This is a genomic window from Paractinoplanes ovalisporus, from assembly GCF_016834655.1.
GTDB lineage: Bacteria > Actinomycetota > Actinomycetes > Mycobacteriales > Micromonosporaceae > Actinoplanes > Actinoplanes ovalisporus.
The window spans coordinates 14352-27374 of the sequence record NZ_JAENHP010000008.1 but is presented as its reverse complement, the minus strand read 5'-3'; the positions used below and the strand labels follow the sequence as shown (position 1 = coordinate 27374).

The 13023-nt window shown below is 69.9% G+C and carries 14 protein-coding genes; 7 read left to right on the top strand and 7 right to left on the bottom strand.

All coding sequences use genetic code 11. The features are described from left to right. The first annotated feature begins 222 nt into the window (after positions 1 to 222). On the top strand, positions 223 to 408 hold the full coding sequence (locus JIG36_RS24365; protein WP_203378718.1) for a hypothetical protein: 186 nt from the start codon (positions 223 to 225) through the stop codon (positions 406 to 408). A 48-nt stretch (positions 409 to 456) separates the two neighbouring features. Further along, positions 457 to 1233, top strand: coding sequence for an ANTAR domain-containing protein (locus JIG36_RS24360; protein WP_307872895.1), 777 nt, complete (start codon positions 457 to 459; stop codon positions 1231 to 1233). A gap of 13 nt (positions 1234 to 1246) precedes the next feature. Here the strand turns inward: JIG36_RS24360 and JIG36_RS24355 are convergent, their stop codons facing one another. The 5 genes from JIG36_RS24355 to JIG36_RS24335 all read right to left on the bottom strand — a co-directional run bounded on the left by JIG36_RS24355 (position 1247) and on the right by JIG36_RS24335 (position 5492). Beyond that, positions 1247 to 1564 carry an antibiotic biosynthesis monooxygenase family protein gene (locus JIG36_RS24355; protein WP_203378716.1) on the bottom strand — a complete coding sequence of 106 codons (318 nt, stop codon included), beginning with the start codon at positions 1562 to 1564 and terminating at the stop codon, positions 1247 to 1249. Between the two features lie 506 nt (positions 1565 to 2070). Beyond that, the gene (locus tag JIG36_RS24350; RefSeq protein WP_203378715.1) at positions 2071 to 3804 is read right to left on the bottom strand and encodes an MDR family MFS transporter; all 1734 of its coding nucleotides are present in this window, start codon (positions 3802 to 3804) and stop codon (positions 2071 to 2073) included. Next, complete coding sequence (locus tag JIG36_RS24345; RefSeq protein WP_307872894.1) at positions 3801 to 4271, bottom strand: MarR family winged helix-turn-helix transcriptional regulator; 471 nt, start codon at positions 4269 to 4271, stop codon at positions 3801 to 3803. Before JIG36_RS24345 ends, JIG36_RS24350 begins: the two co-directional genes overlap by 4 nt. Before the next feature lie 65 nt (positions 4272 to 4336). After that, the gene (locus tag JIG36_RS24340) at positions 4337 to 4936 is read right to left on the bottom strand and encodes a class I SAM-dependent methyltransferase (RefSeq protein ID WP_203378713.1); all 600 of its coding nucleotides are present in this window, start codon (positions 4934 to 4936) and stop codon (positions 4337 to 4339) included. A 91-nt stretch (positions 4937 to 5027) separates the two neighbouring features. Next, positions 5028 to 5492 carry an AfsR/SARP family transcriptional regulator gene (locus tag JIG36_RS24335; protein WP_203378712.1) on the bottom strand — a complete coding sequence of 155 codons (465 nt, stop codon included), beginning with the start codon at positions 5490 to 5492 and terminating at the stop codon, positions 5028 to 5030. A 222-nt stretch (positions 5493 to 5714) separates the two neighbouring features. Between JIG36_RS24335 and JIG36_RS24330 the strand changes: the two genes are divergently transcribed. Beyond that, a complete protein-coding gene (locus JIG36_RS24330) occupies positions 5715 to 6371 on the top strand; it encodes a response regulator (protein WP_202997129.1) in 657 nt (218 codons plus the stop codon). A 170-nt stretch (positions 6372 to 6541) separates the two neighbouring features. Further along, positions 6542 to 8077, top strand: a complete 1536-nt coding sequence (locus JIG36_RS24325; RefSeq protein WP_203378711.1) for a hypothetical protein — start codon at positions 6542 to 6544, stop codon at positions 8075 to 8077. 53 nt (positions 8078 to 8130) lie between these two features. Here JIG36_RS24325 and serA read toward each other — a convergent pair whose 3' ends face one another. Together serA and JIG36_RS24315 are read right to left on the bottom strand one after the other, a co-directional pair. Beyond that, a complete protein-coding gene (gene serA / locus JIG36_RS24320) occupies positions 8131 to 9345 on the bottom strand; it encodes a phosphoglycerate dehydrogenase (RefSeq protein WP_203378710.1) in 1215 nt (404 codons plus the stop codon). Positions 9346 to 9554: 209 nt separating this feature from the next. Next, a complete protein-coding gene (locus JIG36_RS24315) occupies positions 9555 to 10466 on the bottom strand; it encodes a phosphotransferase family protein (RefSeq protein ID WP_203378709.1) in 912 nt (303 codons plus the stop codon). A 74-nt stretch (positions 10467 to 10540) separates the two neighbouring features. On the opposite strand from JIG36_RS24315, the gene JIG36_RS24310 reads away from it, so the two are divergent. The 3 genes from JIG36_RS24310 (at position 10541) to JIG36_RS24300 (ending at position 12275) form a co-directional block, all read left to right on the top strand. Beyond that, complete coding sequence (locus JIG36_RS24310; protein WP_203378708.1) at positions 10541 to 10852, top strand: hypothetical protein; 312 nt, start codon at positions 10541 to 10543, stop codon at positions 10850 to 10852. A 43-nt stretch (positions 10853 to 10895) separates the two neighbouring features. Next, positions 10896 to 11765 (top strand): DMT family transporter, encoded by an 870-nt coding sequence (locus tag JIG36_RS24305; protein WP_203378707.1) that lies wholly within the window; start codon positions 10896 to 10898, stop codon positions 11763 to 11765. 171 nt (positions 11766 to 11936) lie between these two features. After that, positions 11937 to 12275: a PPC domain-containing DNA-binding protein gene (locus tag JIG36_RS24300; RefSeq protein ID WP_203378706.1), complete on the top strand. Its 339-nt coding sequence runs from the start codon at positions 11937 to 11939 to the stop codon at positions 12273 to 12275. The last annotated feature ends 748 nt before the right edge of the window (positions 12276 to 13023 follow it).

The following is a 13023-nucleotide window of genomic DNA, read 5'->3' as shown; positions in this document are numbered from 1 at the left end:
AGATGTCGGTGTGCCCAGTGTCCCCGGGCCTCACCCATTGCCTTCACGGAATACCGTTCGGCTGGAGCCGTGTTGAGCCACTCGCCGCGAGGCGACCTGCACACCGACATCCGCGCCGCCCCCGGTTCATCCCGAGGGCGGCGCACTGCTTTTCCGGCCCTTTCCGCCCGCGTCCTCCCATTTCGGGGTTTCTTGTAGCTCGGCCTGGGTAGTTGATCTTCTATGACTGATGACCGGATCGGGCAGCGCGCCGCGGATCTGCTCCCCGAGGAGCAGGTGACCGGCAGCGAGGACCCGCGGGCTCAGGCCGAAGCGATCCTCTCCGAGTCCGACGAGCGCGAGGACAACCCCGACGCCGCACCCGACTCGTTCCTGGAGCGCCGCCGCTCCGGCGAAACCACCCGGTAGAGGCACAGCACTTACGTGATCGTCGATGGTCATGGCAGGATGCCCCGCGTGTCTGCCCCAAATCGCCGGGTTTCGCCCCCGGACCGTGGTCCCGCCCGTGTGGTGACCCGGCCCCGGCGTACCCGCTCCGTGGCCCGTGCGGCTTCCGCCGGTTCGCACCCGGTGGAGCTGGCCGGACTGCTGCACGAACTCACGGCCGGTCTGCTCTCGGCCGACCACTTCAACCAGGCGCTGGAACGGCTGGCGGTGTTCGCCGCGGGCGCGATCCCCGGCGCCGTACGGTGCTCGATCGTCCTGATCGGCGAGGGCGGCCCGCTCACCCACGTCGGTCACGGCCCCGCGGGCGCCTCGATCGACGAGATCCAGTACACCGCCGGCACGACCGGCCCCGGCCTGGAAGCGGCCCGGACCCGTGCCGTGGTCACGGTCCCCGACCTGTCGACGGACGCCCGCTGGCCCGACCTGGCCGAAGCCGCGAAGACCCAGGGCGTGCACGCCGTGGCGGCCGTGCCCTTGGACCTGCCCCGGGCCGAGGTAGGCGCCATGAGCCTCTACTTCGACGCCGTGGGAGCCCCCGGAGCCGACCACCTGCTGACCGCGATGGCCGTGGCCGGCCAGGCCGAGCTGCTGCTGGACGAGCTACGCCGCCGCGACGCCCTCGGCTCCGGCGCCACGGTCGACCGCGCGGTAGGCGTGATCATCGCCCAGCGCGGTTGCGGCGTGCAGGAGGCCTACACCGTCCTGCGCGACACCGCCCAGCGCTTGGGCCTGGACCGCGAGGCCGTAGCCGACCGCCTGATCGCCGTAGCCGCCCGCAACGCCTGATCCACCCGCCGCGTCAGGCGGTGGGCTTGTCGACGTGCTGGATCACCTCGAACTCGAGCAGGCTGGCGCTGGCTCCGACCGGCCGGGGACGCTGACCTTCACCGGCGTGGGCGGCCCGGCCGCTGCCACTGGACCAGGCCTGGAACGCTTCCTCGGACTCCCACCGCGTGTAGACGAAGTAGCGTGTCTCGCCGCCGACCGGCCGCAACAGCTCGAACGCCAGGAAGCCGGGCGCCTTCTCGACCATGCCCTTACGCGCGGCGAACCGCTGCTCGAACTCGGCACTTCCGCCCTCGGGAACGTCGATCGCGTTGATCTTCACAACAGCCATGCGCCAAAGCTAGCGGCCGCGGCCGCGGCCCGGGCCCGAGCTCGCCGCCCTGTGGACAACGCACGACCCTGTGGACAAGCACCCAAGCGGGTTTGACAAGCGGTAGCGTCAGCCCCGATTTTCCCTGGGCGGGCGGGGGAGGCGGCGGCTGCTCAGCGATCTTGCGTGCGGCGCCCGGGCGGGAGCGGCGGGGATTCAGCGATCTTGTGCGGGACGCCCGGGCGGGGATTCAGCGATCTTGCGTGGGCGCTCGGGGGGAGTGGCGGGGACTCGGCGAGCTTGTCGGCGGGGTCTGGGTTTGGGCGTGACCACTTACGCACGTCGCCGCGGGTCGGGGAGCGATTTGGACGCGCCAGCGGCCAGCTCGCCGGGCCGTGGCCCTCGGCGTGAGCAGCGGTCCGTACCCACCACCCCGCTACGACATCCGTCTTTGTCTTTGGGTCTGGGGAAAAGCGAAGCGCCGCGAGCCCGGTAGAGATGGCTGGCGGCGCTTCGGGAGGAACGGGCTACTTCGGTGTGTCCTTGGTGGCGGGGACCGGCTCGGCGACGTCCTCGTCCTTCAGGGGACCCGCGCCGACCTCGCCGGGGACGCCCATGCTGTTTTCGGCGGCCAGGGCGTCGTCGGCGCGCTGCTGCTGGGCCGAGCGCATGCTGAGCGGGATCTCGGGCAGGAACAGGACGACGATCAGGCCGATCACCATCACGGCCAGGGCCAGCAGGAAGACGACCTGGATGCCGTCGGAGAAGCCGACCTTGAACGGGTGGGCGACGACGTCGGAGAGCTGGTTCAGCCAGGACGTGTCGCTGAGCTCGCCACTGCCGCCCTGGGGCAGAAGCTGGGCCTGGGCGGGGTTCTGACGCAGCGACTCCTGGAACTCGGGGGTCGACTGGGCGCTCTGGAAGGCCGACTGGATCTTGCCGGGGAGCACGTTGAACAGGACCGACAGGAAGACCGCGGTGCCGAGTGTGCCGCCCATCGAGCGGAAGAACGTGACCGAGCTGGTGGCGACGCCGATCTCGCGGGGGGAGACGGCGTTCTGCACGGCCGTGATCATGGGCTGCATGTTGCCGCCCAGGCCCAGGCCCATCAGCACCATGATCAGCATGGTGCGCCAGAGCGGGGTGTCGGCGCCGATCGTGGCGAACAGGCCGAGCGCGGCGACCATGAGCGTGCTGCCGATGATCGGGAAGATGCGGTAACGGCCCGTACGGGCGATCAGCTGGCCCGAGATGATCGAGCCGGACATGATGCCGAACACGAACGGGATCATCTGCAGGCCGGCCATGGTGGCCGACGAGCCCTTCACGATCTGCAGGTACAGCGGGACGGTCATGAGGCCGCCGAACATCGCCATGCCCAGGATCGTGCTGGAGGTGGCGCCGACGGCGATGGTCCGGTTGCGGAACAGGCGGAGGGGCAGAAGAGCTTCGTCCCCGTACGCCCGTTCGGCGAGCACAAAAGCGACGAGACCGATCGCGCCGATGACGTAGCAGATGAACGCGCGCGGTGAGTCCCAGCCCCAGGCGCGGCCCTGTTCGGCGATGGTCAGCAGCGGCACGAGACCGACGATCAGGGCGACGGCGCCGGGCCAGTCGATGCGGTGGTCGACGCGGTGGTGCGGGAGGTGCAGCACGCGGGCGACGACGACCATGGCGGCGATGCCGATCGGGACGTTGAGGTAGAACACCCAGCGCCAGCCGTCGACCCACAGGATGCTGTCGGCGCCGGCGAAGAAGCCGCCCAGGATCGGGCCGAGCACGCTCGCGGTGCCGAAGACGGCCAGGAAGTAGCCCTGGTACTTGGCGCGCTCGCGGGGCGGCACGATGTCGCCGATGATGGCCAGCGCCAGCGACATCAGACCGCCGGCGCCGATGCCCTGGATGGCCCGGAACGCGGCGAGCTCGTACATGTTCTGCGAGAGGCCGCAGAGGAACGAGCCGACGACGAAGATGCCGATCGCGAACAGGAAGAACGGCCGTCGCCCGTAGATGTCGGACAACTTGCCGTACAGCGGCGTCGAGATCGTCGACGTGATCAGGAAGGCCGTCGTGGCCCAGGCCTGGATGTCGAAGCCGTGCAGGTCGTCCGCGATGGTCCGGGTGGCCGTGGCCATGATCGTCTGATCGAGGGCGGCCAGGAACATGCCCATCATCAGACCGGCCAGGATGGTCAGGATCTGCCGGTGGGTGAATTCCACGGACGCCTTGGCGGGCGGCGCGGCGGCGTTGGAGTTGCTCACGAGTTCTCCCGTGGTGTGGCGAGGTGAGCCTCGACCGAGCTGTTGAATTCTGCGAAGTGACCGGCGAAGGCGGCGATCCGATCGGCCGGCCAGTCGGCGAGCGCTTCGCGCAGCCAGGCCTGGCGGGCCTCCTGGAGCCGTTCGACGGCGGCCAGGCCGGCCTCGGTGATCGCGAGCCGTGAGGCGCGGCCGTCCTCCGGGTCGGCCTCGCGACGGGCGAGTCCGGCCTTGACCAGCTGGGCGACCTGGCGGCTGACCGTGGAGGGGTCGGCCTGTTTGATCTCGGCGAGATCGGTCGCCCGGAGCGGGCCCCGGAAACGCAGCGGGAACAGCAGCATCAGAGCCGAGAATTCCGCACCCAGGTCTCCGACGTTCAGCATGCTCTTGGCGCGCGCGACGACACGGGCGAACCGCATAAGTTCGTCGGCCAACTGCGGAATGACGTCCTGAGTATCCGATTCGTGCACGATCTGCCGTTCTCTCCGCGGCGATAAGTTGCATGCACCGTACAACTGGTTGGGTGGTGAAAGCATCAGCGCATGCGCCAGACTCCTGTGACGAGCGTCTCGGCTTCCTCCAGAGCAGCCGGTACGGGCACCGCGTACTCGGCGACGCGCTCGAAGAGCCGTTCGGGGAAGTACCCCCGGCCCGGGTCGCCAACCAGCACCTCGGCCGATTCCCGGCGGGCGGCACGCAGGCGCTGGGTCATCTCTTCGGCGACCGAGGGGCTGTAGAAGACGTCACCGGCCAGCAGGACCTCGACCGGCGCCGAGAGATCACTCAGCGTGACGTCGTTCGCGGTGGCGTTACGGTGCGCGGCTCGGACGGCGGCGGGGTCGATGTCGGTCGCGGAGACCTCGGCGGCGCCGGCCCGTGCGGCGGCGATCGCGGCGATGCCGCTTCCGGTTGCGAGATCCCGTACGCGTCGTCCCGCGACCGTCTCCGGATGATCGAGCAGAAAACGGGCCAGGGCCTGGCCGCCCGCCCAGACGAAGGCCCAGAACGGCGGCGGTTCGTCACTGCGGAACTCGCCGCCCGCCGAGTCGAACAGGCCGGTCGAGTCGGCGGCGAGATGCAGGGAGATCTCCGGGGCCAGGGGCGCCGGACGGAGCGTGGTCGTGGGCTGCGGCACGCGGCGATTCTGCGCCGCTCCAGCCGCCGCCGCGCGCTAATTGACCTGCGTCACATCCCTGCGTGGCGTCACTGCCGGGCCTTGACCTGGGTCACAGCCTCGCGAGCTTGGCGTCGTACTCCGCGCGGGCCGCGGTGGCCCAGGGCTGGTCCTCGTCTTCGAGCAGGGGGCGGGACGCGACGTACGAGGCCGCGGCCAGCGGTTTGACCGCGCGCTCGGCCGGGCGGCTCGCGGCGGCGGCGATCAGCTCGTCGAAGCGGGCGACGTCGACCCGGACGCGGTCGGGGTCGAGCGACCAGCGGCCGGCCCGGCGGCGCACCACGGAGTCGTTCGGGGTGCTTCCGGGCTCCAGGTGATCACGGAGGACCGACATGTCGGTTTCGACATTCTTCTTCTTTTCTCCCAGCAGGCCGGCCAGCTCCGAGGTGGACATTTCGCCCCGGAGGGCGAGCAGAGCCAGGATGCGGCGCGGGTGGTCGCCGCCGAAATCGGTCCCGGCCAGGAGGATCCCCCTGGTACGGACCTCGACGCGGCCGAAAAGCTGGATGTCGAACATGTTTCGGAACTCTGCGGGTGAGAGAGTTATAGCGGCAAGCCCCAATGCGGGGGGTGACCTCACCCGAAAGACTGGTTATCGCGGCCGCTCGGCCTCATCCGGTCATCGGGCGTACCGCCGGAACGGATCCGGGCCGGTGCACCACCCGGCTGTTGGTACGGCAAAGATGAGAGCCGGTACTCCTTAGACTTCTCCACGGTCGGATTCGGGGAAAGGTGGCGCATGACTAACGGCGATGCGATCAGCGTGCTCGTCGTGGACGGCCACCAGACGTTTGCCGAGCTGCTCGGACACGCGCTGGCCGGCCAGCCTGACCTGGAGTACGTGGGGCACGCGCTCACCGGCGCGGAGGCCCTCCGGCTCGCCGCCGAGCTGCGTCCCAACGTGATTCTGCTCGACCCCGATTTGTCCGATGCGGACGGAATTGCCATCGCGGAACTGCTCCGTGTGCGCCAACCGGACACACGTGTGGTGATCCTCACTGCCAGCGATGAATCGGCTCTTGTCGGCCGGGCCACCGCGGCCGGGGCGGCGGGCTTCCTGTCCAAGAACGGCGCGCTCGGTGACGTGCTGAACGCGTTGCGCACGGCCCACGGCGGCGGCATGACCGTCTCCACCGACATCCTGGCCCGTCTGCTGCGCAGCACCAGCCCGGTGGTCGGTCCCCGTGGCGGCGGTCTCACCGCGCGTGAGGACGAAGTGCTCCAGCTGATGGCGGCCGGGCTCGACGCGCGGGCCATCGCCCGGCGGCTCGGCATCAGCCTGCACACGTGCCGCGGTTACGTGAAGGCGGTTCTGGCCAAACTGGGCGCGCACAGCCAGCTCGAGGCGGTCGCGATCGCCACCCGGCGTGGCCTGGTACGACCCGGCCGGCAGTAACTGTAAGTAGTTCTTCTCGGTACTCATCCGGGAAGACGTGAAATCCGTACCTGTTCCTGGGGGATGCCTGCCGAGAGGCGGCGCCGAATTCAGGTTTCAGGGAAGGGCTTCACGTGGACCGGACAGCAGCTGACCGAGCAGCGGCTGGCGGAACACCGTCCGATGTGGCGGTGGCCGAGCCGTCGACAACGGGATCGCCGCACGGCGGCTCCCGCGACACCATGTACCGACGGCCGCCGGCCCGTCCGGCGGCGGATGATCCGCCGTGGTTCGGCTCGTCCGAGCCGTCCACCGGCGAGACGCCCGCGGTGAGCGCGCCGGACTACGGTCCGGCGACCCCGGGCGGCAACAGCCGCATCTCGTTCGGCTTCACGTCGAGCCCGATCTCACCCGTACGTCACCCGGCGTCACCGACCTCGCCGGCCGCGCCTCCGATGCCGACCGTGGCTCCGGAGCCCGCGCCGTCGGCTGCGGCTCCGTCGCCGACCGGGCTCGGCGCGCCCGACCTGCCGGTGCGCCGCGTGTCGACGCACACGGGGGAGCAGCGCCGGGTCTCCGGGACGGACGGTGACGATTTCCGCCGTACGTCCGAGACCAGCGCCGGCTCTTCATGGGTGACCGGCACCGGTTCGGAGCGGGCGGGCGACATCGCCGGTTCGGCATGGACGACTGACACCGCCGGTTCGGGGCGGGCGACCGACGCCACCGGTTCGGGATGGACGACCGGCGGCGGCTCGGGCCGGTTGGCGGGCTTCGGCTCGGGGCGCGCGACCGACACCGGTTCGGGGCGTGACACCGGCGAGTTCCGCCGGGTTGCCGGGGCCGACGGCGGGTCGGGGGAGTTCCGGCGCGCCTCCGACACGGGTGAGTTCCGGCGGTTCCTCGAAGCCGAGGACCGTCCGGCCGAGACCGGCGAGCAGCGCCGGGTAGCCGTCCAGGCGCCGCCCGCACCCCGCCAGTCCCGCGCGGTCACCGTCGGCATCGTCATGCTGAGCCTCATCGTCCTGGTGGCCGGGGGCATCGTCGGCGTCACGTACTTCACCGGCAACAACGGCAAGCTCGACTCGGTGCTGCAGCTCGGCGCCGGCGGCGACTCGGGCGAGCGCACCGTCACCGCCCCGCTCGACAACCGCAGCCAGGCCACCTTCGAGGTCTTGGCCGCCACGAACCGGGTCAACGTCACGATCGGTGAGCTCGGGGACGACCTGTTCCGCATCTCGACCCCGGAGGACGCCGGCTTCCGGCCCGACCCCACGATCCGCAACGACGACGTCAAGCTGCAGGTCACCAAGGACGGCGACGGCACCGGCGGCGAGATCAACGTGGTGCTGGCGGCCAAGGTGCTGTGGGGGCTGCGGTTCTCCGGCTATGCCGAGGAGCAGGTCATCAACCTCAGCGGCGGTCAGATCAGCGGGCTCGAGATGGTCGGCGGCATGCGTAAGGCCGAGATCAGCCTCGCCCGTCCGTCCGGCACCGTGCCGATCAAGGTGAACGGCGCGGTCGAGAAGCTCGTCCTGACGTCGCCGAGCGGCAGCCCGGTGCGGGTGAAGGTGGGCGGCGGCGCCAAGACCATCGTGGCCGGGAGTCGCACGCTGACGGACGTCCCGGCCGGTTCGACAGTCACCCCGAAGAACTGGGCCGTGCAGAACCGCTACGACGTCGGCGCGGGCGCGCCGATCACCAACCTGACGGTCGAGAACGGCTGAACCAACCGAAAGGGCGCCTCCTCCCGGGTGGGAGAAGGCGCCCTTTCGGTTGGTCAGGAGAGGACGCGCAGGCGGACGGTCTGCTCCATGGAGCGCAGGCGTTCGAGGACGTCGTCGCTGAAGCCGCCGCTGATGTCGGTGATCAGGTAGCCGTATTCGCCGCGGGTGCTCAGGAGCTGGCCCTCCACATTGACCTTGTGCTCGGCCAGGATGCTGTTGACCTGGGCCAGCACGCCGGGCGTGTTGACGTGGACGTGCCCGATGCGACTCTGACCGGCCTGCTCGGGCAAGGCGACGCCGGGGAGATTCACACTGAGGGTGGTGTTGCCCTCCTCGACGAAGGCGGCCAGCTTGTTGGCCACAAAACCGCCGATGTCGGACTGCGCCTCTTCGGTGGAACCGCCGATGTGCGGCGTGAGGATCACGTTGGGCAGGCCGCGCAGCTCGGAGACGAACTCGTCGCCGCGGCCCTTGGGCTCGGTCGGGAAGACGTCGACCGCCGCGCCGGCCAGGTGGCCGCTCTCGAGGGCCTCACGCAGCGCGACGTGGTCGACCACGATGCCGCGGGACAGGTTGAGGAACAGGGCGCCCTCGCGCATCCGCTTGAACTGCTCGGCGCCGAAGAAACCGGCGTTGCCGGGGCGGCCGTCGACGTGGATCGTGACGACGTCGCTGGTCTCGAGCAGTTCCTCGATCGTGGCGCAGCGGTGGGCGTTGCTCAGCGCGAGCTTGTCGGCCGTGTCGTAGAAGGACACGTACATGCCGAGGTTCTCGGCCAGCACCGACAGCTGGGTGCCGATGTTGCCGTAGCCGATGATGCCGAGCCGCCGGCCGCGGATCTCGTGGGCGCCGTCGGCCGACTTGTCCCAGACCCCGGCGTGCATGAGCGTGTTCTTCTCGGTGAGCCGTCGCGTCATCGAGATGATCTCGGCGATCGCCAGCTCGACGACCGAGCGGGTGTTGGAGAACGGCGCGTTGAAGACGGCCACGCCACTGGCCGAGGCGGCGGTGAGGTCGATCTGGTCGGTGCCGATGCAGAAGGCGCCGATCGCGACGAGGCTGTCGGCGGCGTCGAGCACCTTGGCGGTGACCTTGGTCTTGGATCGAATGCCGAGCAGCTTGACACCGGGAATGCGAGCGATCAGCTCGGACTCGTCGAGGGCGTTGCGGAGGGACTCGACCTCGTAGCCCTCGGCCTCGAGCCGGGACACCGCGTCGGGATGGATGCTCTCCAACAGAAGGACTCGCACCTTGGCCTGGTCGCTCATCTTGTTCCGATCCGTGTGAAGTGAGGCCGGTCCGGGCCGCCACGCCGAAGCCCGACCACCCAGCCTAGTGCCCTGACCTGCGAGCCCCGGAGCAGTGTGCTCGACCTCCCATCCGGTGCGTGCCGCCCGGTGCCGGCGCGCTGGGATACGGAGGTGACCTTTCTTCGGTTCACGCCGATGAATTCGGTGTCACGACGTGCACCTTTCCGTCACAGCTCGCGACGGATCCAGGGCAGCAACTCGTCGGCCTGCCACCGCTGGAAGGCGCGCACGGAGGGCAGCCCCGGCGGCGGGGGAAGCCGGGAAATGTCGCGGAAGAACCCGGCGAATCCGGCGAACAGGTCGGTGACTGTCCGCCGGTCGAGGTCCGCGATCACCCGTTCGGGATCACCGCCGTACACGGTGATGTTGAGGGCCAGCAGCACCCGGTCGAACCAGACGGGTGCGGTGGCGCCCCACGGCCAGTCGACGATCACGAGGCGGCCGTCCGGGCGTACGAGAATGTTGTCGGCCCGGATGTCGCAGTGCGCGAGCGTGTCGCCGTCGCTCAGCGCCGCCAGCCCGCGCTCGGACGCGGCGATCAGGGCGGGCAGGTTGGCCGCGGCCCACGGATCGAGGTCGGCCGGCGGGTCGTCGGCCAGGCGTTGCCAGCCCGCGAAACCCTCGACCAGCTCATCGGTGACTGGCGGGACGGTCAAAGGCGCCGGCGTGAGCGCTTCGGCCAGCTCGGTGAGGGCGGTCACGGCGGCGTCGATGTCGCGCTCTTCCCACGGCGTACGGGGTTGGGTTCCCTCGATGTCCTCGAGGACCAGCACGACCCAGTCGCCGTCGTCGAACGAGCCCAGCACGCGCGGAGCCGGGATGTGGCCGGGCAGTGCGGAGGTGATGGCCACCTCCTGGCGGGCCAGCTCGGCCGAGCGCTCGTTGATCGCGGGCGAGACGGCCTTGACGAAGGCGCGCCGGCCGTCGGCGGTGGCCACCCGGTCGGCCGTGCCGGGGGAGAAGCCACCGCTCTGGGACACGGCCTTGACGACCGGCCCGCCGATGATCCGCTCGATCCGTTGCCGCACCTCGGCGGGCAGGTCGCGCCAGCCGATCCGGGTTCCCACTGCCTGAAGCATGGGGTGATCGTGACAGCCGGTCGCGCTCCCGGGCGAGAGGGTTTTCCGTCGTACCCCCACGGAAGAATGCCGGCATGTCATCGAACATCGTCGAAACTGACTGGCAGACCCGTCTCCGTGCCGCCGTCGAGCAGTCCGAAAGCCGGCGCCGGGCCCGTGCGGCCGAGCGCCAGGAGTTCGCCCGGCGCCGCGCCCACGGCCTGATCGACCGCCATGCCGCCCGGCTGGCCGAGGTTCGGCGCGCCCGCGCGGCTGAGGCCCGGCGTGCTCGCCTGGCCTCGTCCCCGGCGGGTGGCCGCCTGGCTTCGTCCTCGGCTTCGTCCCCGGCGGGTGGCCGCTCGGCTTCGCCCCCGGCTCGCGCCACTGTGAGCGACGACACGGGCTGAGGGCCCGGCCCGGGTCTGGCAGACTCGGATCCAGGGGGTGCAAATGGGATCGCTGGGGTGGGCGGTCACGTTCTCGGTGCTCTCCGCGGCCAGTTACGCGGCCGCGGCGGTCGCCCAGGAACGCCTGGCCGAACACGGTCAGCGTGGCTGGTCCCGGTGGGCCAAAGCCCTGCTCCTCACCGCCGGTGGCGTCGTGCTTCACGTGGTGGCGCTCAACTTCGGCACGGTCGCCGTCGTGCAGGCCCTGGGCACGCTCACCCTGCTCTTCGCGCTGCCGATCGCCGCCCTGCGCTACCGCACACCCATCGGCCGGGCCTCGTGGATCGACGCCGTCCTCACCGTCCTCGGCCTCGCCCTGATCCTGTCGCTCTCCGTCGAATCCGACGCGCCGGCCGTGCTGGCCGAGCCCGACGACCGCCATCTCGCGCTGATCACCCTGGCCGTGGTGGCGGTGCTGTCGCTGGCCGCGTGGGCCGCCGGTCCACGGGTGCGTTCGGTGCTGCTCGCGGCCGCCGCCGGCACCGCCTTCGGCATCGCTTCGGTGCTGTCCAAGGCGGTGCTGGCCGCCCTGACCGGCGACGGCCTGAGCGCCGTGTCACCTTTCGGCGGCGTGGCCGTGCTGGTCTTCGCGACCGGGGGTTACTTGCTGGGCCAGCTCTCCTACGGCCGCGCGGGCATGGCGGCCCCACTGGCCACGGTGAGCGTCACCAACCCGATCGTGGCCGCGATCGCCGGCGTGGTCGTCTTCAACGAGGGCTTCCGTTTCGGAGGGGCCGGCTTGGCCGCGATCGCTTTCGCCGCCCTGGTCATGACCGTGGGCGTGATCGGTTTGGCGCGCCGAGCCGCCACCGAGTCCGAACCCGACACACCCAACCACAGCGAGTCCGAACGCTCCGCCGACTCCCGCAACTGACCGCCTTCCGCTCGGCTGTGTACGTGTTGCCGGCTCCTGTGGCTTGGTCGACGGGCTCAGCATCTTTCGCGTCGTCGGCTCTTGTGACTGGTCGGGACTCTCGCCGCTGGTTCCTGAGACTGATTGACTTCCTCGCGGCTGTGTCTGCGTCGCTCGTCCTTGGGAGTTTGGGTGTCCACTCGTGTCGTTCATGTCAGCGGCGGCGAAGAGGTGCTTCAGGTCGTCCAGCAGGAGGTCGACCGCCTCGACCTGGGCGGCGCTGTCATCACCCTGATCGGAGCGGTGAACGAGGCCGACATCTCGGTCATGGCCAGGAACGACGAGAGCGTCGACCACGTTCGTCGTTATTCGCAGCCGATGGAGTTGTCGGGAACAGGCGAGGTCGTCGACGGAAGGGTCCACCTGCACGTAACTCTGGCCGCCGAAGACTTCGTAGCGGCCGGCCACTTGCACAGAGCCGTTGTCGGCGGCTTCTTCGTCCGCGCCTACCTGACCGCGGTCGACCGCTGAGCCGGGTCCGGGCTCAGGTGACAGCCCGCACGCAACGGTCCGGCCGGCGACCCCCGTGACGATCTTTCGAAGTGCCGAAGATATTTACGGCCGAACCGCCGGCTAGAAACCGTGGGCGTGATCGGCTCCCATGTCCTTGCAGCCAGGCAGCGGTTCAAGACCACCTTCTACCTACTGGGATGACTTCGAGTGGCTCGTGGGGTCCCGGGTTGCAGACACCTACCATGACCGTCGTGTCGGCTGCTGACCTCGACGACAAGAGGTAGGGCCGACCGTGGCCAGCGGTTCAAGACCACGGCGGCTGCTCGCAGGCAGCGACGCCAAGCCGCACTCGAACTCAAATTGTGGCGCGATGCGCTCGGAGCTCAGCAGATAGGGCAGCAGGCTTCTAATCCGTCGGTCGCAAATTCGCCTGCCGGACTGCCGGGCGCGCTGGACTGCCCTCGCCTTGGGCCCGAGCCCCAGACCCCACGCCGTAGGGCAAGCCCCCGGATCCCCATCATCGTGTCGCCCAGCGCCCCACGACCGGCGTTCCGATCATCTTGCTATTTTGGCTCGTTTGGGGAAGGCGCTGCGGCACCAGCCAAAGTTGATCATCAGCCGCTTCTCGCTCCGGAGAGCGTATCTGGCCGAGGAATGACTGTTGTTGGCGCACAGGCCACAGCCGATTCGCGCGAGGCCAGTTAGCGCGCCGCCGCATGCCTGTACAAGACTCTCGGCTGAGTGCCACCTCAGTCACGGGTCACGC

Bases quoted from the DNA above. Each gene is read 5' to 3' on its own strand.
- JIG36_RS24365 (WP_203378718.1), top strand. From the start codon at position 223: ATGACTGATGACCGGATCGGGCAGCGCGCCGCGGATCTGCTCCCCGAG.
- JIG36_RS24355 (WP_203378716.1), bottom strand. From the start codon at position 1,564: ATGGCTGTTGTGAAGATCAACGCGATCGACGTTCCCGAGGGCGGAAGT.
- JIG36_RS24335 (WP_203378712.1), bottom strand. From the start codon at position 5,492: ATGTTCGACATCCAGCTTTTCGGCCGCGTCGAGGTCCGTACCAGGGGG.
- JIG36_RS24330 (WP_202997129.1), top strand. From the start codon at position 5,715: ATGACTAACGGCGATGCGATCAGCGTGCTCGTCGTGGACGGCCACCAG.
- serA (WP_203378710.1), bottom strand. From the start codon at position 9,345: ATGAGCGACCAGGCCAAGGTGCGAGTCCTTCTGTTGGAGAGCATCCAT.
- JIG36_RS24315 (WP_203378709.1), bottom strand. From the start codon at position 10,466: ATGCTTCAGGCAGTGGGAACCCGGATCGGCTGGCGCGACCTGCCCGCC.
- JIG36_RS24310 (WP_203378708.1), top strand. From the start codon at position 10,541: ATGTCATCGAACATCGTCGAAACTGACTGGCAGACCCGTCTCCGTGCC.
- JIG36_RS24305 (WP_203378707.1), top strand. From the start codon at position 10,896: ATGGGATCGCTGGGGTGGGCGGTCACGTTCTCGGTGCTCTCCGCGGCC.